This is a genomic window from Flammeovirga agarivorans (assembly GCF_012641475.1).
GTDB lineage: Bacteria > Bacteroidota > Bacteroidia > Cytophagales > Flammeovirgaceae > Flammeovirga > Flammeovirga agarivorans.
Genome location: NZ_JABAIL010000012.1, coordinates 155,212 through 176,659, shown reverse-complemented (window position 1 = coordinate 176,659; position 21,448 = coordinate 155,212). Strand labels below are relative to the sequence as shown.

The following is a 21,448-nucleotide window of genomic DNA, read 5'->3' as shown; positions in this document are numbered from 1 at the left end:
GTTTATCGCGAACCTCCACCCCCGAGACAGGAGGGCATGTCTGCCAGTTTCATCACCTTACAGTGTATTTCAATAGTTAATTCTCCGGTTGAGAATTTGTATAGCTGTAAGGGAAGGATTCGAACCTTCACGGAGTGCTTAGCCCCTTGACAAATCGTGTATGCATCGCACGTTTAGTGGTCAACCCATTACCAAGTGTTTATCGCGAACCTCCACCCCCGAGACAGGAGGGCATGTCTGCCAGTTTCATCACCTTACAGTGTATTTCAATAGTTAATTCTCCGGTTGAGAATTTGTATAGCTGTAAGGGAAGGATTCGAACCTTCACGAAGCATTTAGCCTCCGAGCAAATCGTGTGTGCATCTCACGTTTCAGTGGTCAACCCATTACTCAGCGTTTGTCATGAACTCTTCACCCCCGAGACAGGAGGGCATGTCTGCCAGTTTCATCACCTTACAGTATTATGTTTTCTTAGAGGGGTTTGATTATCGTTTAATCTTTTTCCCTTTTCGTTGATACAAAGTAATGGAATTATATTTTTTAATGCAAATATTTCAATGAAATAAATGAATATTTATGATATTAATATAATTATGTAAAAATGTTTGATATATTTTCAATTCAACCCTTTTATAAGACGGCTCTTTTAGTAAAATTTCAATTCTTGAATTTTGTAATAAAAAAAGCTTCCATTTCATGTATGGAAGCTTTCTATATCTAATACAAAAAATATCAGTGTTAGGGTACTTTTAAGCGTAGTTAGGCTTGTAAAATAAATATGGTTGGTTTCTTATGAATATCCACCTTTGTTTTACTCCATTCTTTAAGTGTTTTAGTTTTGATGTATTCATCTTCAGCATTGATATTACAAGCAATGCATAGTTTCGTTGTTGGAGAAAGGTTTTTACATAAGTCTTCGATCATGGCTTCATTTCTAAATGGAGTTTCCATAAAGATTTGTGCTTGATAAAATTTAGAGGAATCCCTTTCAAGGTTTTTCATTGCTTTGACCTTATCTACTTTCTGAATTGGAAGATATCCGTGGAAAGCAAACTTTTGGCCGCTAAGTCCTGAAGCCATCAGTGCTAATAAAATTGATGATGGACCAACGAGAGGTTTTACTCTTATGTTTCTATTATGAGCATATTGTACAGCTAGTGCTCCAGGATCTGCAACACCTGGGCATCCAGCTTCTGAAATTACACCCACATTTTCTCCTTTTGGAATATTTTTGAAAAGCTTCTCTACTTGTTCAGGTTTTGTCTTTTTATCCAGAATTTGAAAGTTCAATTCCTGTACGGTAACACCTTCAACTTTCCAACCTCCAATAAACCTTCTGGCAGTTCTTAAATCCTCTACTAAGAAATACTTTGTTGTACGAATGGCTTCTTTTGTCTCTGGAGGGAGTACAGCATAACTATCTGCTGCTAGAAGACTTGGGATTAGATATAAATTCACTTTATTATATTTTAGTATAAAAATTGTCTAGATAATGTAATTTTGTGTAAAATTACATTAATTCATTTTTTATTAATATTCCATGTTCTAAAAGCTATTAAACAATTTACTATTTTTGCGAGCTTAATGGATTATTCTAGAATTCTAGACGATACAATAAACTACATAATTTGAAGAATATACAAAATATAGATGTTAAAGGTGTTGTCATGAAAACCTTCGCAATGTTGGCGTCATTTTATGTGATGTTTTTAGCATTCGGAGTAATGAAATACTCTTTTACATTATTAGGAGGACAGTGGGCTGAGGATTTAGTTAAAGTATCCCATAATCCTTTTATTTACTTTTTTATTGGTTTATTAGGGGCGGCAGTATTTCAAAGTAGTTCTGCAGTAACAACGATTGTTGTAGGAGCAGTTGCTTCAGGAAATATGTCTTTAGATGACGCAGTTTTTATCGTCATGGGGGCGAATATTGGTACTACAGTTACAAGCACTATTGTCGCATTATCATATATAGATGAAAAGTCAGTATTTATGAGAGCACTCTCTGGAGCTGCTTTACATGACTTTTTTAATATTAGTGTAGCCTTAATTTTCTTACCATTAGAGTTATTTACTGGTTTTTTATCCAACCTATCACAAAAAATTGCCTTTAGTATCAATATTTCAGATATGGCGATTTCAAAAAACTACTTTAGTAATGTGGGTTTAGGTTTAGATAAATTGGTAAAGCTATTGTTTTCAAACTTGATCGATTACCCTTGGGGTATTTTACTGATTGCAATTTTAATGATTGTTGGAGCCTTGAAGTTAATTGGAGGAGTTACTAAACAAGTCTTGATGGAAGGGAAGGATTTCAATAGAGGAGAAGGTTTCTTTTTTAAGAATGATGCTGTCGCTTTAACCACAGGTACAGTTTTAACTTCGATTGTCCAGTCAAGTTCAATCACATCATCATTGATTGTACCTTTAACAGCTACTAAGAAAATCACTTTGCCTCGGGCATATATGTTTATTATGGGGGCTAATGTTGGTACTACTTTTACTGCACTTTTTGCTGCTATGGCAACAGGTACAGAGTTTGGGGTAGAGATTGCATTGACCCATTTTCTTTTTAATTTCCTAGGTGTATTGATATTTATATTAATACCTGGAATACGTAAAGTACCTATTTGGTATGCTAAGAAATTAGGGTTTATGGCTGCAAAAGATAGAATATTTGGTTTCTTGTATCTATTTACATTATTCTTCGTAGTTCCTTTTATCCTCGTTTGGATAAGCTTATAATGAGCCTAAATAAAAAGGTCTGTTTTCAATTTTAGAAAACAGACCTTTTTATTTACAGTAAAGTGGATTTAATTCCAAATCTCGGCTTCTTCTTTACTGTAAGTATATTTCATTGGTTTTTCTTTCATAGAATTGGTTTTCCCTTTGATAGAAGAATTTTGGACAGTTTTGAAGTGAGGGGCAAATCTTTGTTTTTGTACTTGCTTACCTGCATTTTTACCATGCCCTTTACCGTAATGCATCTTTGTTAAAGTAAGCTGTTGTTTAACTTTGATATAGTTAGGTTCGAAGTTGGCTGCTTTTTTTGCGATGCGTCGATTTCTAGACCTGTCTACTACAACATATCCTCTATATTTTGCAGCATCTTTAACAACTTTCCTTCCTGGTTTTTTTTCTACTACAACATATCCTTTGTAGCCGGCAGCATCTTTAACAACTTTCCTTCCTGGCTTTTTCTCTACTTCAACATAGCCTTTATATTTTTGGAAAGATTTATTCATCCTCTTGCCTGTAGTTTTATCTACGACAACCTCTACAGGATTATTTTTATGTTTCTGCACAGATTTATCTCTCTGTGTATGATCAACTTTTATTACAACAGGGTTTTTGCCATGTTCACTTACTGCTTTCTTTTTATTTCTAGGATCTGCATTTACATAAGGTTTGAATTTCTTCATGTCTTTTGAGACACTTTCTCTCGCCTCACTTGAAAACTTTACAGTAGGGTTGGTTTTGTGAGCATTACGTACCCCTTTCTTTGTTTTCTGCTCTTCTAATGGTTGGTTGGTTTGTGCTTTTTTATCAGAATAATAAACTCCTGAATTACTATTCGTAGCACTCTTTTTAAGTTGTTTATTTTTTCTTCTTTGTTGATGTTGCTTGACAACTTTACTGTGCTCTGATTGACTTGAGGTATGGTCAGTCCTTTTCTCTTGAGCATTAGAATTGATGCTGATAAGAAGAAAGAACGAAATCACTCCAATAAGAAGAAATGAATTGAATTTTATGTGATATATTCTATTAACCATGTTAGTAAACCAAACATTTTTAAAATTGAGACAGCAACCATAGAAACGAGTAGCCATTTTATAAATATATTGACTTTTTCTGATCCTGATGCAAACTTACCTGCAAACCATGTGCCTATCACTTGACCAATAGCCAATAGTATCGCTGCGACCCATATAACTTGTCCTTTATAAACAAAAACTAAAAACACCGGGAATGTATACGCAGCAATGATCAGCATCTTTACCGCATTAGCTCTAATTAAACTCATTTTTCCTAGATTAGAGACACTTACTAAAATCATAATTCCGATACCTGCTTGTACAAAACCACCATAAAAACCAATACAGAAAAAGATGATATTGTCTCTCCATATCACAAAACTAGGTTTTTGATGTGCAGAAAAGTGTATTGAAGTCTTTTGTTTATTGCCTTTAATAATTGGGTAAAGCATGGCGGTCATGATTGAACCTATAATATATTGTAATGTTTGTTCATCTATATCAGCTACTGTAAATGCCCCAACAATGGCACCTAAAAGTGATGGAATTACATACTTCATTGAAGACGGAATATCCAATAAGTTACTTTTAGAAAATGTATAGGTACCGGTTATATTTTGAAATAAAATACCCAAGCGATTGGTGCCATTGGCAATTCCAACAGGCATACCAAGAAACATTAACAATGATAGTGTGAATAATGAACCGCCTCCTGCGAGAGTATTTACAATTCCAGCTATTATACCAGTAATTACATAGGCAACAATTGATGATGGGTCAAATAGATGAGAATCCATGGAAAGTTTTAGGATTAATTTCTTTTTAGAAATATTTAGTAAGTGCACCTATTAAAAGTTAACTATATTTGCGGTTGAAATTCAAATAAATTGGTCAAAAATGTTATTAGTTTCATATATATCAGAAAATAAACAGGAAGTAATCCAAGGTTTAGAAAAAAGATACATCGAAAATGCTGCAGAAATCATTGAAGAGGTATTGAACTTGGATGAAGATCGTCGTCGCTTCCAGAAGGAAAGAGATGATGCTTTAGCAGATGCAAATAAGTCAGCTAAAGAAATTGGCATGTTGATGAAATCAGGCAAGAAAGAAGAAGCTGAAAAAGCTAAAACTTCTGCCTCTGAAAATAAACAAAAGGCCAAAGATCTAAGCTCTAAAGTTTCTGAGATTGAAAACGAACTAAAAGATAAATTATATCACATTCCTAACGTTCCTCACCCATCTGTGCCATTAGGTAAGACTGATGAGGAAAATGTAGAAATGTATAAGAAGGGCGATATCCCAACTTTACCAGAGGGAGCAAAGCCTCACTGGGACTTAATCGAACAATATGATATTATTGACTTCGAATTAGGAAATAAAGTTTCTGGAGCGGGATTCCCATTCTACAAAGGGAAAGGTGCTCGTATGCAAAGAGCCTTAATCAGCTTTTTCTTAGACGAGGCAGTTACTGCGGGATATTTAGAAGTACAACCTCCAATTGTAATTAATGAAGCTTCAGGATATGGTACTGGACAGCTACCAGACAAAGAAGGTCAAATGTACTTTATGGAGGCAGATAACCTTTACATGATTCCTACTGCAGAAGTGCCAATTACAAACATGTTTAGAGGTGATCTATTACAAGAGAATGAACTACCAAAGAAAATGGCAGGGCATACACCGTGTTTCCGTCGTGAGGCTGGTTCTTGGGGAGCTCACGTAAGAGGTTTAAATAGATTGCACCAATTTGATAAAGTAGAGATTGTTGAAATTCAAAAACCTGAAGATTCGGCAGATGCTCACGAAAGAATGGTGAAACATGTAGAAATGCTTCTTGAAAAATTAGGTTTACCATACAGAAGATTATTGTTATGTAGTGGTGACCTAAGCGTAAATGCTAATCTTTGTTTCGACTTAGAAGTATTTTCTGCAGCACAAGATCGTTGGTTAGAAGTTTCTTCAATTAGTAACTTCGGAAATTACCAAGCCAACCGTCTGAAATTAAGATACAGAGATAATCATAAAAAGACGCAACTACTTCATACTCTGAATGGTTCGGCTCTTGCATTGCCTCGTGTATTAGCTGCGATTTTAGAGAATAATCAGACAGAAAAAGGGATTTTAGTACCTGAAGTTCTTCAAAAATATACAGGATTTGATATAATTGACTGATAGATAGCAATATTTATCGTTGTTAACGTATTAGTTACTTGTATTTTAATTTTAAATACAATATTTTTGCATTCCGTTTGGGAGAAGTTCGTGAGGATTGTTCTACCAGACTTTATCTAAGAATTTTAATACTTATATATAATGGCAAATCATAAGTCAGCAAAAAAGAGAATTCGTTCGAATGAGGCGAAGCGCTTGAGAAATAGATATCAACTTAAAACTACTCGTACTTTTGTTAAGCGTTTACGTGAGACAAAAGATCACGCTGAAGCACTTGAGTTGTATAACAAAGTTGCATCTATGATCGACAAGTTAGCTAAGCGTAACATCATTCATAACAAGAACGCAGCTAATAAAAAATCTAAATTAGCTAAGCACGTTAACAAACTTGCTGCTTAATTTAGAAGTCAACTACTAGTTGAAAAAACATTCAGGCCAAGGTTTATTTAAATCTTGGCCTTTTTTTATATCTTCACTATTATCTTTCAACAATTCATCGACATACTTTTTTAACTATGCATATCAAGCAATTATCATTAAGTGTTTGCTTTATTTTGTTGTTTTCACTCACAATACAAGCACAAACCTATGATTTCTTAAAGTCGGATACGACGGATTCAAATAAAACAATGCCGAGACAAATCTTTGGGCAAACTAAAGTACATTGGGGCGGACATTTTTCTACAGGAGTAGATGGTTTAGAAGAAGTAGAAAATAACTATTTCAGTGCCTTAGAACTAAGAGTAGGCTGGAAAGGTTATGGTAGAAAAAAGTGGCAAGAGCTATTTGGTTATCCTAGTTATGGTTTTGGTCTTTATCAAGCAACATTTTACCCTGAAGCTAATATTCTTGGTAGTCCATCTGCCGTATATGGATTCTTTAATGCACCATTTAAAAGGTATAATAAGTGGAGTCTCAATTATGATTTAGGGGTAGGATTAGCTTATGATTTCTTTGGTTACGACCCAAAGGAAAATCCAGATCAAACAGCAATTGGTAGTGAGTTTAATGTATACTTTACAGTTTCGGTAGAAGGTCAGTTTAAAATTTCAAGACGATTGGATGGTACAGCTGGTCTATTATTTACTCACTTCTCTAATGGAAGAACTAGAACGCCAAATAAAGGGGTAAACCTATACGGTTTAGATCTAGGAGTGAAATATAACTTTAATGGCTATGTCCCTAAAAAAGGAGGACGATCTTTGAAGAAAGATCAAGATCCAAGAGTGAAAACAATTCAATATGATTTACCTGAATTTCAACCTTTCTGGGAATACTATGTTTTTGGTGCTGGAGGTTGGAGTACTTCACCGTATGATATTGAAGATAGAGAAAAGTATTATGGGGTGGCTACTATCGGTATGGATGTAGCAAGACACTACAGTTATAAAGGTAAATTCGGTTTAGGTATAGATATTTTTAGAGATGGATCGTTGGTAGAAGAATATCAAAGTCAATATCCAAATGGAGTACCAAACAGTAAATTATGGTATGCAGGTATACATGTATCTCATGAGTTATTAGTACATCGCTTTACATTGGTGACACAAGTTGGTGTTCCATTTATGAATGTAGAAGGCCGTGGTGGCTGGTATGCAAGAGTAGGTGGTAGATATGATCTAACAAGAAAAATCTTTGCTCACTTAGCACTAAAAACTCCAGGAGGCTTTATTGCTGACTTTGTAGAGTGGGGTATAGGTTTCAGAATGTATGGGAAGAAAGGTCCTAATATGTAATTAGAATATATTTTTCCATGTCCCTTTCCACCAATTGTATTTAATGGTACTGGGCAGGGATTTCCAAAAATATTTGTTGATTTCAACACCAAAAGAAGGTTGCATATAGCAGTTAATTGCACAGCCTTCACATTCAGGCAATTTTCCTTCTTGTTGGACAATTGCCTGAATTTTTTTTGACCGGTATAATTCAAACAACTGATTATTTATAGGGAATTTATCTTTACCTAAATGATAACAAGGCAGTATTAATTCATTTTTTGGTGAGATGACGATACTCGAACTAGCCGCTTTGCAAATAGGATGGTCGATGTGGTTACCTCCATCTTCTCTAAGAGCTAGAAAGGCATCATTTAGAAAAACATACTTTTTATTTTTCCACTTCTTTAAATGATTGATTTCTTGTGGTCCTAACGAAGATCCTATGTTGTCGTATTCAAAGATTGGATTAATAATTAATACGAGTTTATTTGGTAGCGTAATTTGCTGGTAGATCTGCTGTATTTCACTGATATTGTTATCCATAGCAGTAAACAATATATCAGGCTTTTCTCCTAACGATAAAGCAATCTCGATAGATTCTAAGACCTTATCATAGCATTGAACACCCCTTCCTTTATCATGTACTTCTTTATCGAAAGAATCTAAAGAAAAGTGCAACATATCAATGAGACCTTTTAGTTGTTTTGCTCGTTTTGGGTAAAGGAGTCCATTGGTTGTTACAGTAGTGATAAACCCTCTTTTTTTTGCTAGTAATAATAGTTCGTGTAATTGTTGATGTAATAAGGGTTCTCCTCCTGTAAAGTCAATTACTTTAACTCCCAATCGCTTTAGGTCTTTGAAGTTCTGATCGGCTTCTTCAAGAGTAATATAAGGTGATGGTTTTTCCCATATATCACAAAAATGGCATTTTGCATTACATCTATATGTAACGTAATAATTACAAAGTACAGGATGGGAAATGAGACGCATCTTAACTAGTAAATAGGAATTAGTAGACAGTAAGAAATATTCAAAAATGCTGAAATAACCTATTGTCTACTAATCAATAACTATATTATATTTCCTTTGCAGGCATTCCAAATACCGTAGTATTTGGTTTTACCTCCATCATTACTAATGATCCAGGACCAATTTGAGCACCTTCTCCAATAATTACATTTGGAGCGATGATAGCACCCGAACCAATAAGAGCACCCTTACCCACTTTGGCACCTGCACCTACGATAGCACCTGAACCTACAGTTACGAGTTCTTCCAGTTGTGCATCATGTTCTAGTACAGCGTTTGAATGGATAATACAGTGGTCTGAAATCTTTACATCATAGCCTAGACGGGCACCTGCATTGATAAAGTTTCCATAACCAATAAATGCTGATTCAGAGATACTAGTATCTTTATGGATGGCGTTAACAGGCTGAACTTTACGACGCTCTTTAAGCATTTTTACAATGCGCTGGCGTGTTTCATGGTCTTCAATAGCAACAAAAGCATCACACTTTTTACCAATATGCTTTAAGAAACCATCGTTTGATGGAGATCCCATTACAGTTACTTCACCAATTTCAGCACCATGTAATTCATCATCTGCATCAAGAAAACAGAAAACAAGAATGTCTTGACTCTTGAATATATCCAGAGCTGCTTTTCCTAATCCGCTAGCTCCGAAAATGATAACAGGATTAATTTCCATAATATCTATTTGTAATTGATTTAATGTTCTTTTAAAAAAGAACGGATAGTATCTGTAATTTACAAATACCATCCGTTTCTAAAGGTTTTATAGAGCAAAAATTAATACGCTTTTGCAAAAAGAACGCGTTGAGTAGATGGTTTACCTGTTAAAATACAAGTACCTTCTTCTTGCTCATTATTTAAAGGAATACAACGAATTGTAGCTTTCGTTAAATCCTTAATTTTCTCTTCTGTTTCAGTTGTTCCATCCCAGTGAGCAGCAATAAAACCACCTTTGTTTTCAAGAACATCTTTGAATTCATCAAAGTTTTCAACCTTTGTGATATGAGACTCACGGTAGTCTAATGCTTTGTTGTAAATGGCAGCTTGGATCTCATCCAATAATTGCTGAACAGTTTCAACAACACCATCAAGTTGATGAGTATTCTTCTCTTTTGTATCTCTACGAGCAATCTCAACAGTGCCGTTTTCTAAGTCACGTTGACCCATAGCGATACGAACTGGAACACCTTTTAATTCCCAATCGGCAAATTTGAAGCCTGGACGAAGTGAGTCGCGGTCATCAAATTTCACAGAAATATTTAAAGCTTGTAATGCTTTTTGGATCTCTTTTGCTTTCTCAGAAATAGCATCCAATTGTTCTTGTCCTTTGTAAATAGGTACAATTACTACTTGGATAGGAGCTAATTTTGGAGGTAATACTAAACCTTCATCATCAGAGTGAGCCATAATTAACGCACCCATTAAACGAGTAGATACACCCCAAGAAGTACCCCAAACATGCTCTAGTTTGTTGTCTTTGTCAGAGAATTTCACATCAAATGCTTTTGCGAAATTTTGACCTAAGAAGTGAGATGTACCGGCTTGTAATGCTTTACCATCTTGCATCATTGCTTCGATACAGAAAGTATCTACAGCACCTGCAAAACGTTCGTTTGCCGTTTTTACACCTTTTACTACAGGAACACCCATGAAGTTTTCAGCAAAGTCTGCATAAACTTCAAGCATTTGTTTTGTTTCTGCTACAGCTTCGTCTTTAGTAGCGTGTGCAGTATGTCCTTCTTGCCATAAGAACTCCGAAGTACGTAAGAATAAACGCGTACGCATTTCCCAACGCATTACGTTAGCCCATTGGTTTACCAATAAAGGAAGGTCTCTATACGATTGAATCCAGTTTTTATAAGTACTCCAGATTACAGTTTCAGAAGTAGGACGAACGATTAGTTCTTCGTCTAGTTTTGCCTCAGGGTCTACAACAACACCTGAACCATCCTCTGCATTCTTTAAGCGGTAATGTGTAACAACTGCACATTCTTTAGCAAAACCATCTACGTGGTCTGCTTCCTTGCTTAAATAAGATTTTGGAATTAAAAGGGGGAAGTAAGCATTTGAGTGACCAGTATCTTTAAACATTTTGTCTAAAGTCTGTTGCATTTTTTCCCAAATTGCATAACCATATGGTTTAATCACCATACAGCCACGAACTGCAGAATTCTCTGCTAAATCCGCCTTTTTTACTAACTCGTTGTACCAAGCTGAGTAATCGTCGCTTCTCTTAGGTAAGCCTTTTGCCATGGTATATAATTATCTGAAATTGATTACAATCTTTGTTTAAGCCTCTTGAACTGTTAAAGTTAATGATATATTGCTTAATATTCTTATATTTGTAAAGAAGCTATCACTAACCTAATTTTTGTGCTTCACAAGAGGTTTGCAAATATAATAATTTTTTGTCCTCTTGCTGATTTAAAACCAATGTAACTAGGTTTATTATGAATAAATGGATATACACCGCTCTCAGTACTTTATTTGCCGTTTCTACTTCTTTTGGTCAGGAGTTCGACGACATGTATTTTACAAAGGCGGACAGAGAAGCATTAAGTGCTAAGCCTATTGCTGTTCCAGCAGACTTAGGATCGCACAATTTTCCGGCTTCACCAGACAGGCAAAATCCACAAAGCAGATTTTCAAATCCTGATGGTGTAGGCACAGGATACGGATATAATTATTATGTAACTGAAGAAGGCGTAATCCCTACTTCTATTCCTACTGAAGGAAATGCATACATGGAAGCAACACAAGGTGTAAGTATTGCTGAACAAGCAGGTACATCTAAAAAAGGAGGATTTTTCTCTAATCCTTCAATTAGTCTTGGCATGAGTGCAGGTACTTTTGGTACAGGAACAAGTATTGGTATTGGCTTTGGAAACAGTTCAGCATTCCAGCTTGGTTTAGGTATTGGAATGGGAATGGGTATGGGAATGTATCCTGGTTGGGGTTACCCTGGCTATGGTATGGGAATGTACCCTGGTTACGGAATGGGCATGTATCCAGGCTATGGCATGGGTATGTATCCGGGATATGGTTATGGATATCCAGGTTACGGAATGGGTATGTATCCTGGTTATGGATACCCAGGATATGGATATTATCCAGGCGGACGAGTTGTTGTTAATAGATCACCGGAGTATACGGCGAGAGTTAACAATGTAAGAACTCGTGTAAATAGCCCAGCAAATAAGCAGTTGCGTTACCCTTCTAGGTATCAACAACCTACAGGAACAGCGTCTTCATCGAGAGTTAATAATGGAACAAGACAGAATTCTGGTTGGAACCAAAGTAGACCATCTTCTGATCCATTTAAAAATAACAACTTTAACAGACCATCTTACAACAGTAATTCATCATTTAGATCATCTCCATCTGGAGGAGCAGGTAGAAGCTCAGGATCTGCAGGAAGATCTGTTAGAAGAAGATAGTTCATCTGTAAAGAAATTAATAAGGATGTTTCTAGTTATGGAACATCCTTTTTTTATAAATTTGTATATAACAAACAACAAGCCCTCTCCTCGTTTTTTTGAAAATACTCATCAATAAAAATATGATAAATAGAACTTATAGGAGATTATTTTTTTTAAGTGCATTATTCCTAATTTTTAGCTTATCAACATACGCACAAAATTTATATCCACCGATTGGTTACTATAATGATGCAGTGAGGTTTTCTCAGCAGAATTTAGCAGGGTCATCAAGAATCCGAGCCATTGGGGGAGCAGGTGTATCCTTAGGTGGTGATATTTCCCATGCCATGCTTAACCCTGCAGGATTAGGTTTTTTCAGAAAGTCGGAATACCACGTTTCTATGGGTATAGGAATGACAGGGACAGAAGCTTCTGGTAATGGTATTACAGGAGATGCTAACCAAACTAGATTTTTTCTTCCTGAATTAGGTATTGTTTGGGCCAAATCAAAGTCTGATAATAATAGCGGTAGTAAATGGAGAGGTGGTTCTTTTGCCATCACTTTCAATAGAATTGCTGATTATAATAGTGACTTGACTTATACAGAGGATGGAAGTAACCCAACTTCTTTATTGAATTACTTAGAAGAATCTGCCTTTGGTATTGCAAAATCGAACATGGATTTAGCATTACAGGATTACAACAATGGTTATGCTTTATTCTCTTTAGCAGAAATGGCTTATGCTATTGATTTGATTAAGCCAGTATATGGAGATGATCCTGATAGTTATAATTATTACTTTATTGCTGATAGAGATAATGGATATGGAGTGCCTTCAACACCAATTCAAGAAAGAAAGCAATCTGTAAAGACTAGAGGAGGACAATATGAGACAACGTTTGCCTATGGAGCAAACTATGATGATAAATTATATTTAGGAGCTAAGTTTGGAGTTCAAAATGTGAACTACTCAAAAACAACTGAATATTATGAGTTAAGAAATGAAGAGTTAACTTACTTAGGTTTAGCTGAAGATTTTCAAACGAATGGTTGGGGTGTTAACCTTTCTGTAGGATTAATTTGGAGACCAGTTGATGCGATTAGAATTGGTGCTACTTATACTTCTCCAACTTGGTATGCACTTACAGACTATTATCAAGCTACTATGGCAAGGGATTATGATAACAAGTCATGGGATGATGCTGAATACCAACAAAATCAATTTGTGACGGATCCTAATGGAAATTATACCACCAATGTATATAATCCTGAAGGAGCATTGTTGAGCAATCCGAACGCTTCTGATACAGGATCATATAATGGAATGAAGACAGCTTCTCATGAGCGTTTAAGAACAAACTATAACTTAAATACACCTTGGAAAACGTCTGGTGGTATCTCAGCATTTTTAGGTAAAAAAGGCTTTATTACTGCTGATGTAGAATATGTAGGTTACTCTGCAATGAAGATTAACAAGGGAGAGACTGTATATTTGGAAGGCACTTTTGATGCATTTACTGTTCCATTAAATTTTGAAGGAGATAACTTTATTTTAGGTGAAGAGTATAGAAATACCATCAATATCAGACTAGGTGCAGAATATAGATTAAATCCTAAGTTTATGTTGAGAGGTGGTTTTGCCTATTATCAAGATCCTCACAAAGAGGAATATAATTTAGGAGTTGACCAAAGTAAACAGTTCTATACAGGAGGATTAGGTTATAGGAATAAGAAATTTTATATGGACTTTGCTGTGATCTTCAGTACATGGAAAAGTATAGACAGTCCGTATCAATTATCTGATAATGCATCTCAGGATGGGCAAACTATTTTAATTTATCCTATAGCAGATGTAAATAATACTCGTACTGAATTACAATTAAGTATAGGTAAACGCTTTTAATACTATGTACAAAATTATCAACGACCCAATTTATGGGTTCGTCTCTATTGATTCAGAGCTAATACTAGAACTGGTTAATCACCCAATATTTTTAAGACTGACTAGAATTAAGCAGATGGGGTGCTCAAGTGTGGTTTATCCCGGAGCGCAGCATACAAGATTTAGTCATGCATTAGGTGCAATGCATTTGATGAAGTCTGCTATCGAGTCGTTGGTAAGAAAAGGTACAGAAATATCAAAAGAGGAAAAAGAGGCAGCAATGATTGCTATTCTATTGCATGATGTAGGACATGGTCCTTTTTCTCATGCTTTAGAACACATACTATTGGATGTACATCACGAAGAGCTTTCTTTATTTTTAATGCACCGATTGAACGATGAGATGGATGGCCGTTTACAAATGTCTATTGATATGTTCACAGGGGATTATCAGAGAAAGTTTTTTCATCAAATGGTTTCTAGTCAACTGGATATGGATCGACTGGATTACTTGCAGAGAGATTGCTTTTTTTCAGGAGTAGTAGAAGGCAGTGTAGGAGCAAGTAGAATAATCAGGATGTTAGATGTCCATAACGATGATATAGTTGTCTTAGAAAAAGGTATTTATAGCATCGATCGTTTTTTAAATGCTCGTCGAATGATGTATTGGCAGGTTTACTTGCATAGAACAGGTTTGGCGGCAGAGTTAATGCTACAAAGTGTAATTAGAAGAGCTAAGCATTTATTAGGTAAAGGAATTGATTTAGTGTGTGATCCTAACTTGAAATTCTTTCTAACTCAATCTATCACAAAAGCAGATTTTGAAAATGACAGTTCCATTGTAGAACATTACTTACAATTGGATGACTATAATATTTGGACAGCTTTAAAAAGTTGGCAATTTGGTGATGATCCAGTATTGAGATTACTTATTGATGGTCTATTAAATAGAAAACTTTTCAATGTTGATATGTCAATTGAAGAAATCGATGAGGAAAAGTTAAAATCTGTTCAAGAAAAATTATTATCAAAAGGTTTTGAAAAGGAAGATTTGTCTTTCCTTTGTCTCAAAGGGAGTGTGAGTAATGCTGCTTATACAACTGATAGAGAGAATATTAAGGTGAAGATGAAAGGTGGGGCAATTATTGATATTTCTGATGCTTCTGACTTGCCAAATATTGAGGCATTAACGAAAATTGTCACAAAATATTACCTATGCCAACCCAAAGTTGTATCTTAGCGTGATTTTTTGTCTGTAGACAAGAAAAATAAAGAAAAAATCAATAATTCTTAGAAGTCATATAGGGAAGACCATACTATGAAATTGGAAATTACCGTACAACAGATTGCGATGTTACTTCAAGGAGAAGTAGTTGGAGGAGATGCTGAGGCTAAAATTTCAACAATTGCAAAAATCCAAGAAGGAGAAGCAGGAGCTATTTCATTTTTAGCAAACATGAAATACGAAGAGTTTATTTATTCTACAAAGGTGAGTGCGGTAATAGTGAGTAAAGATTTTGAACCGAAAAAGGAAGTACCTTGTGCAATGATTGTTGTAGAAGATGCTTACGCTGGTTTCACTGATTTACTTACAGAATACCAAAGAATGTTGAGTCTAGCTAAAGTGGGTATTGAACAACCTGCTTTTATTGACGAAAGTGTTGAGATGGACAAAGCAACTGCTTATGTAGGTGCTTTTGCATATATATCTAAAGGAGTGAAAATTGGTAAGAATGCCAAAATTCATCCTCAAGTATTTATTGGAGAAGGAGTTGAAATTGGCGATAACTGTGTATTATATGCAGGCGTAAAAGTTTGTCATGGTTCAAAAATTGGTAATAACTGTACTTTACAAGCAGGGGCCGTTGTTGGATCTGATGGATTTGGTTTTGCTCCTCAGAAAGATGGTACTTATAAAACTATTCCTCAGATAGGAAATGTTATCCTTGAAGACAATGTAGATATTGGAGCTAATACTGTGGTAGATAGAGCGACAATGGGTTCTACAGTCTTGAAAAAAGGAGTGAAGCTTGATAACTTAATTCAAGTAGCTCATAATGTAGTTGTAGGAGAAAATACAGTAGTTGCTTCTCAGACAGGTATTTCGGGATCAAGTGAAATTGGTTCAAATTGTATGATCGGTGGACAAGTTGGTGTATCTGGTCATATTAAAGTAGCAGATAGGACTATGATTGCAGCACAATCTGGTTTAGCTCAAGGAGTTAAGGAAGCAGGAACTCGTATTATGGGATCACCTGCAATCCCTTCGATGGAGCACTTAAAATCCTTTGCTGTTTACAGGAAGCTACCTGAGCTACAAAGAATTGTGAGAGATCTTGAGAAAAAAGTATTAAGTTTGTAGTCGCATTGGTAACAATCGCGAAATTTAATAAAAGAAATAACCAAGTAGTACGGCAAGAAAAATTGCTAAATCTATATAGATAATGTATACGAAACAGCATACAATTAAAGCACCAGTGACCGTTGAAGGCGTTGGAATCCACACAGGAGCCATTAGTAAAATGGTATTTTTACCTGCAGAAGTTAATCACGGATATAAGTTCCAAAGAGTTGATATCGAAGGTCAACCAATCGTTGATTGTGATGTAGACAACGTTGTAGACGTATCAAGAGGTACAACAATCGAACAAGATGGTGCAAGAGTAAATACTGTTGAACATGTTTTAGCCGCATTAGTAGGTTTACAAATCGATAACGTATTGATTCAAATCGATGGTCCTGAACCTCCAATTATGGAAGGTAGTTCTATTAAGTTCGTAGAAGCTTTAATGGAAGTGGGCTTAGAAGAGCAATCTATGTTACGTAACTTCTTTGAAGTACCAGAAGGTGTATTTTACAAAGAAGATGATAGAAAAGTAGAAATCGCAGCATTACCGTTAAACGATTACAGATTAACAGTAATGGTAGATTATAATTCACCAGTATTAGGTTCTCAGCATGCCGCTTTAAATAACATTGAAGATTTTGCTGCTGAAATTGCTTCATCAAGAACTTTCTGTTTCTTACATGAAGTAGAAGCTTTACGTAAAGCAAACCTTATCAAAGGTGGTAACTTCAACAATGCTATTGTAGTAGTAGACCAAGTGGTTTCGCCAGAAACTTTAGATGAGTTAGCGGAATTATTTGAATTACCAAGTGTTGAAGTAGCAGAAGAAGGTATTTTGAATAACGTAGAACTACGTCATCCAAATGAACCTGCTCGTCATAAACTATTAGATATGGTAGGTGACTTAGCGTTAGTGGGTCGTCCTATTAAGGGTCAAATTTTAGCAGCAAGACCTGGTCATGCAGCAAACGTAGCCTTTGCTCGTAAGTTAAAGAGCTTAATGTTAAAATCAGCTCGTAAGAATGTACCTACTTACGATCCATTACAGCCTGCAGTTTATGATGTGAATCAAATTGAGGAAATGTTACCTCACAGATATCCATTCAGACTTGTAGATAAAATTACAGAATTGACAGATAATTATGTTATTGGTATCAAAAACGTAACTATCAACGAAGAATTCTTTGCAGGTCACTTCCCTAGCAACCCAGTAATGCCGGGTGTACTTCAGATTGAAGCAATGGGACAAACTGGTGGTATCTTAGTATTGAACACAGTAGACAACCCATCAAATTATTGGACATACTTTGTAGGTGTTGAAGAGTGTAAGTTCAGAAGAATGGTAATGCCGGGTGATACATTAATTATCAAATGTGAATTATTAATGCCAATCAGAAGAGGTATTGCTAAGATGAAGGGTCAAGCTTATGTTGGTGATAAACTAGTAACAGAAGCGATCATGACTGCCTCATTAGTAAAAAAAGATAATAACGCTTAAAAATAATTAGGGAGGAGTAAATGAAATAATTCGTTTACTCGTCCTTTTCTTGCAAATTACTGTAAGAATAACTCATCACGATTTAAACGATGTCAAAAAATCCTTACACTGAAAAATATCCAATGACCAATATCCACCCTGATGCAAAAATTGCAGATAGTGTGGTAGTGGAACCTTTTGCTACAATTGAAGGTGATGTTGAAATTGGAGAAGGTACTTGGATTGGCCCTAATGCGGTCATTATGGACGGTGCTCGTCTAGGAAAAAACGTAAAAGTATTTCCTGGTGCTGTGATTTCAGGTGTTCCTCAAGACCTGAAGTTTCAAGGAGAAAAGACGCTTACTTACATTGGCGACAATACAACTTTAAGAGAATGTGTGACTGTTAGTCGCGGTACTACGGATAAAATGAAAACAGTAGTAGGTAGCAACTGTATGTTGATGGCTTACGTTCATATTGCTCATGATGTAATTATGGGTGATAACTGTATTCTTTCTAATTCTACTCAAATTGCAGGTCATGTTGAAATTGCTGATCATGTAATTATTGCAGGTACTGCTGCTGTTCATCAATTTGTGAAGATTGGATCACATGCATTTATTGCTGGAGGGTCTCTTGTAAGAAAAGATGTTCCTCCATTTGTTAAAGCTGCAAGAGAGCCATTAAGTTACTGTGGTATTAACTCTGTAGGTTTAAGAAGAAGAGGATTTGAGAGTGAGGCATTGCAAGAAGTTCATGAAATGTATCGCTTAATCTATACTCGAGGTTTTACTATGGCTGAATCTATGCGTCAGCTTGAAGAAGAAGTAGATCCTTCAGAAGAGAGAGATGCGATCTTAGAATTCTTGAAAAATTCGGAGCGTGGTATCATTAAAGGATACTAAGCTATTGATATAAAAATATTCTAACCATCTTTTCGATAGAGAAGATGGTTTTTTTATTCAAAGACTTTACATATTACAAGCGATAAATAGGCTTTTGGAAATGAAGATTACATTAGAAGGTTTAGGTAAAAAGTTTGCAAGAGAATGGATATTTAGAGGGATAGATTACACATTAGAAAGTGGAAAATCATATGCAATTACAGGAGGTAATGGCAGTGGTAAATCGACTTTGCTAAAAATATTATCTGGAGTAGCAGACCCTTCTAAAGGTAAAATCATTTATGAGACGAAGCATAAAACCGTTGGTGTAGAGGAGATATGGAGATATTTAGTGTTAGCAGGTCCTTATACAGAGTTGATTGAAGAGTATACTTTGCTGGAACAACTGACTTTTCATACTTCACTAAAAAAAATGACAAAGTCTATTGATGAAATCATCGAAACATTAGGGTTTGAGTCTGCAAAAAATAAGCAGATACAAGATTTTTCATCAGGTATGAAACAAAAGCTAAAGCTGGCTTTGGCCTTTTTTACAGAGTCAGAAATACTGTTTTTAGATGAGCCAACTTCCAATCTAGACCAGAAAAATATCGATTGGTATCAATCATGGTTACCTCAGGTAAGTAACGATAGGTTAGTGGTAATCTGTAGTAATCAAACCTATGAATATGAGCACTGTGATGAAATTATTTCAGTGGAAAGCTTTAAAATATAATAACTTATATTATATTTGCTAACGTCGGTCTCCTTATTTCAATTGTCTCTATTACATTCTAAAACTTATAAAATCTATTGTAATGAAAAACATTTGGAAAAAAACAATTCTATTCTTTTCGTTAATTGGACTAATAGCGATGGTGACTAGTTGTGGAGGTAGTGATGATCCGGATCCAGGTACTACTACTGTAGTTTATGCTGCGAATCCTTCATCTACAAACCCAGCAGAAGTTACTGCAGACTTCAAATTAACGGTAGATACATCGAGTGGAAATGTGACTGTTTCAGGTTATGATGCATCATGGCCAATGCCTTCTGGCTTCTCTAACACTACTTTCTCAGCTACAGAATTTGCTGACTTAGGTTGGGATGACGCTACTTCAATCACTGGAGATGCTGCAACTGTATCTTTAGTTTACACTGAAGTAACTTCTTCTGCTAGAGTAAAAGAAACGGAAACAACTTACACTTATGTGTTTGATAAGCAATAAAGGATTTAGATTGTAAAGACTTATTGAAATTTAGACCCTGTTACTGAAAGTGATGGGGTTTTTTTTATGCCCAATTTTTAGAAACCGAACTATTTAAAAGCAATAACAATCAGAATGCTAATAATTTAAAGTCAAACATCTATTTTTAGCATATAATATTTATTTAAACTTATCATATGAAATTCTTTAAAATTGACCTAGGGGTTGCTATTCTAATTGCCATGGTATTAGGAGCAGCACTGGGTGCTATTTTCGGTGAAGATGTATCTGTAATTGCACCTGTAGGGAAAATTTTTATCAAACTACTATCGATGTTGGTTGTTCCATTAGTGTTCTTTTCAATCATTATGGGAGCACAGGCATTAGGGCAATCAAAAAATGCAGGGAAAATTGGTACGCTTACTTTTGGTTACTTTGGATTAACCTCATTCATTGCTGTATTTTTTGGGATTATATTTCCTGTTCTGTTCAAACCGGGTTCTGGATTAGATATTTCAGACCTCGCGAAAGATATGATGGACTCATCATTAGTATCAAAAGGTGAAGTTGCAGGTTTTTGGGATACCATGCTAGGAGCTATTCCAGCCAATCCATTTAGATCACTAACTGAGGGTTCAATTTTACAAATTATTCTTTTCTCATTATTCTTTGGAGTAGGAATTGGTAAACTTCCTGATGAAAAGAGAGAGTTAGTAAGCAAAACGATTGAAGGAATCAATGATGTATTAACTTGGATGATTATCAAAGTGATGTGGATTGCTCCGTTTGGAGTATTATCACTAATGGCTGATGCTGTTGGAACTTTTGGCTTTGATGTACTATCAAGTATTGGTCAATTGTTTATTTTATACATGGTCGCTCTACTAATCGTGGCGTATCCTATGTTTGGTGCTTTTGTCCATTTATTTAGTAATGTATCTGCGAAGAAGTTTTTTAAAGAGATGATGACACCTCAGATCTTCGCCATATCTTCTGCTTCATCTTTAGCAACTTTGCCATTAAATTATGAAGCATGTGATAATATGGGAGTGAAAAAATCAATTTCCTCTTTTGTATTACCCTTAGGTGCGACTGTAAATATGGCAGGAAATGCAGTGTTTAATCCAATGGTTGCTATCTTCTTTGCTCAATTATATAATATCCCATTAGGGTTCGGAGATTATATTGCTATTGCAATTGTCTCTGTATTAGGTGCTGTAGGGACAGCAGGAGTTCCCGGGCCTACTTTGTTATCTGTAGCGGTCTTAATGGCTGTAGGGATACCTGTAGAGGCTTTACCGCTTATTTTTGGTGTAGATAGAATATTTGATATGTTCAGAACCGCTGTAAACATCACAGGCGATGCTTCTTGTGCTGTTGTTATGGAGAAAATTGATAATATGGGATCTACAACTGTAGAGAATCAATCATAAAGGTGAATAAAAAGCTTAAAGAGCTAAAAAAGATATAAAAAAATAGGCTACTCTTTTTTAATAAAGGGTAGCCTTATTTTATTTTTTTCTAAATTGTACGACAAGATTTACAGAT

The 21,448-nt window shown here is 35.4% G+C and carries 19 protein-coding genes; 13 read left to right on the top strand and 6 right to left on the bottom strand.

The window, feature by feature from the left end; genetic code table 11:
* Window positions 1-759: 759 nt before the first annotated feature.
* Complete coding sequence (locus tag HGP29_RS25255) at window positions 760-1,458, bottom strand: SAM-dependent methyltransferase (protein WP_168885241.1); 699 nt, start codon at window positions 1,456-1,458, stop codon at window positions 760-762.
* Between the two features lie 209 nt (window positions 1,459-1,667).
* On the opposite strand from HGP29_RS25255, the gene HGP29_RS25250 reads away from it, so the two are divergent.
* Window positions 1,668-2,747: a Na/Pi symporter gene (locus HGP29_RS25250; protein ID WP_211093418.1), complete on the top strand. Its 1,080-nt coding sequence runs from the start codon at window positions 1,668-1,670 to the stop codon at window positions 2,745-2,747.
* 68 nt (window positions 2,748-2,815) lie between these two features.
* Here HGP29_RS25250 and HGP29_RS25245 read toward each other — a convergent pair whose 3' ends face one another.
* Entirely contained in the window at window positions 2,816-3,775 is a 960-nt protein-coding gene (locus tag HGP29_RS25245; protein ID WP_168885239.1) for a hypothetical protein, read from the bottom strand.
* The gene (locus HGP29_RS25240) at window positions 3,751-4,554 is read right to left on the bottom strand and encodes a sulfite exporter TauE/SafE family protein (RefSeq protein WP_168885238.1); all 804 of its coding nucleotides are present in this window, start codon (window positions 4,552-4,554) and stop codon (window positions 3,751-3,753) included. Before HGP29_RS25240 ends, HGP29_RS25245 begins: the two co-directional genes overlap by 25 nt.
* 100 nt (window positions 4,555-4,654) lie before the next feature.
* Between HGP29_RS25240 and serS the strand changes: the two genes are divergently transcribed.
* The 3 genes from serS (at window position 4,655) to HGP29_RS25225 (ending at window position 7,665) form a co-directional block, all read left to right on the top strand.
* On the top strand, window positions 4,655-5,929 hold the full coding sequence (gene serS, locus HGP29_RS25235) for a serine--tRNA ligase (RefSeq protein ID WP_168885237.1): 1,275 nt from the start codon (window positions 4,655-4,657) through the stop codon (window positions 5,927-5,929).
* Window positions 5,930-6,070: 141 nt separating this feature from the next.
* On the top strand, window positions 6,071-6,328 hold the full coding sequence (gene rpsT, locus HGP29_RS25230; RefSeq protein WP_168885236.1) for a 30S ribosomal protein S20: 258 nt from the start codon (window positions 6,071-6,073) through the stop codon (window positions 6,326-6,328).
* Window positions 6,329-6,444: 116 nt separating this feature from the next.
* A complete protein-coding gene (locus HGP29_RS25225; RefSeq protein WP_168885235.1) occupies window positions 6,445-7,665 on the top strand; it encodes an acyloxyacyl hydrolase in 1,221 nt (406 codons plus the stop codon).
* Here HGP29_RS25225 and HGP29_RS25220 read toward each other — a convergent pair whose 3' ends face one another.
* The 3 genes from HGP29_RS25220 to proS all read right to left on the bottom strand — a co-directional run bounded on the left by HGP29_RS25220 (window position 7,666) and on the right by proS (window position 10,935).
* The gene (locus tag HGP29_RS25220; protein ID WP_168885234.1) at window positions 7,666-8,637 is read right to left on the bottom strand and encodes a radical SAM protein; all 972 of its coding nucleotides are present in this window, start codon (window positions 8,635-8,637) and stop codon (window positions 7,666-7,668) included. It abuts the gene before it with no gap.
* A gap of 85 nt (window positions 8,638-8,722) precedes the next feature.
* On the bottom strand, window positions 8,723-9,430 hold the full coding sequence (locus tag HGP29_RS25215; RefSeq protein ID WP_317169967.1) for a NeuD/PglB/VioB family sugar acetyltransferase: 708 nt from the start codon (window positions 9,428-9,430) through the stop codon (window positions 8,723-8,725).
* 29 nt (window positions 9,431-9,459) lie between these two features.
* Entirely contained in the window at window positions 9,460-10,935 is a 1,476-nt protein-coding gene (gene proS / locus HGP29_RS25210) for a proline--tRNA ligase (protein WP_168885232.1), read from the bottom strand.
* A 197-nt stretch (window positions 10,936-11,132) separates the two neighbouring features.
* Between proS and HGP29_RS28795 the strand changes: the two genes are divergently transcribed.
* The 9 genes from HGP29_RS28795 (at window position 11,133) to HGP29_RS25165 (ending at window position 21,333) form a co-directional block, all read left to right on the top strand.
* The gene (locus HGP29_RS28795) at window positions 11,133-12,119 is read left to right on the top strand and encodes a hypothetical protein (RefSeq protein WP_211093417.1); all 987 of its coding nucleotides are present in this window, start codon (window positions 11,133-11,135) and stop codon (window positions 12,117-12,119) included.
* A gap of 122 nt (window positions 12,120-12,241) precedes the next feature.
* Window positions 12,242-14,005: an OmpP1/FadL family transporter gene (locus HGP29_RS25200; protein WP_168885231.1), complete on the top strand. Its 1,764-nt coding sequence runs from the start codon at window positions 12,242-12,244 to the stop codon at window positions 14,003-14,005.
* Between the two features lie 4 nt (window positions 14,006-14,009).
* Entirely contained in the window at window positions 14,010-15,224 is a 1,215-nt protein-coding gene (locus HGP29_RS25195) for an HD domain-containing protein (protein ID WP_168885230.1), read from the top strand.
* A gap of 78 nt (window positions 15,225-15,302) precedes the next feature.
* A complete protein-coding gene (lpxD, locus tag HGP29_RS25190) occupies window positions 15,303-16,346 on the top strand; it encodes a UDP-3-O-(3-hydroxymyristoyl)glucosamine N-acyltransferase (protein ID WP_317169966.1) in 1,044 nt (347 codons plus the stop codon).
* 82 nt (window positions 16,347-16,428) lie between these two features.
* The gene (locus HGP29_RS25185) at window positions 16,429-17,829 is read left to right on the top strand and encodes a bifunctional UDP-3-O-[3-hydroxymyristoyl] N-acetylglucosamine deacetylase/3-hydroxyacyl-ACP dehydratase (RefSeq protein ID WP_168885229.1); all 1,401 of its coding nucleotides are present in this window, start codon (window positions 16,429-16,431) and stop codon (window positions 17,827-17,829) included.
* Window positions 17,830-17,918: 89 nt separating this feature from the next.
* Window positions 17,919-18,713 carry an acyl-ACP--UDP-N-acetylglucosamine O-acyltransferase gene (gene lpxA / locus HGP29_RS25180; protein WP_168885228.1) on the top strand — a complete coding sequence of 265 codons (795 nt, stop codon included), beginning with the start codon at window positions 17,919-17,921 and terminating at the stop codon, window positions 18,711-18,713.
* 100 nt (window positions 18,714-18,813) lie between these two features.
* Entirely contained in the window at window positions 18,814-19,428 is a 615-nt protein-coding gene (locus HGP29_RS25175; protein ID WP_168885227.1) for an ABC transporter ATP-binding protein, read from the top strand.
* Between the two features lie 82 nt (window positions 19,429-19,510).
* Window positions 19,511-19,921 (top strand): hypothetical protein, encoded by a 411-nt coding sequence (locus HGP29_RS25170; protein WP_168885226.1) that lies wholly within the window; start codon window positions 19,511-19,513, stop codon window positions 19,919-19,921.
* Window positions 19,922-20,097: 176 nt separating this feature from the next.
* The gene (locus tag HGP29_RS25165) at window positions 20,098-21,333 is read left to right on the top strand and encodes a dicarboxylate/amino acid:cation symporter (RefSeq protein ID WP_168885225.1); all 1,236 of its coding nucleotides are present in this window, start codon (window positions 20,098-20,100) and stop codon (window positions 21,331-21,333) included.
* The last annotated feature ends 115 nt before the right edge of the window (window positions 21,334-21,448 follow it).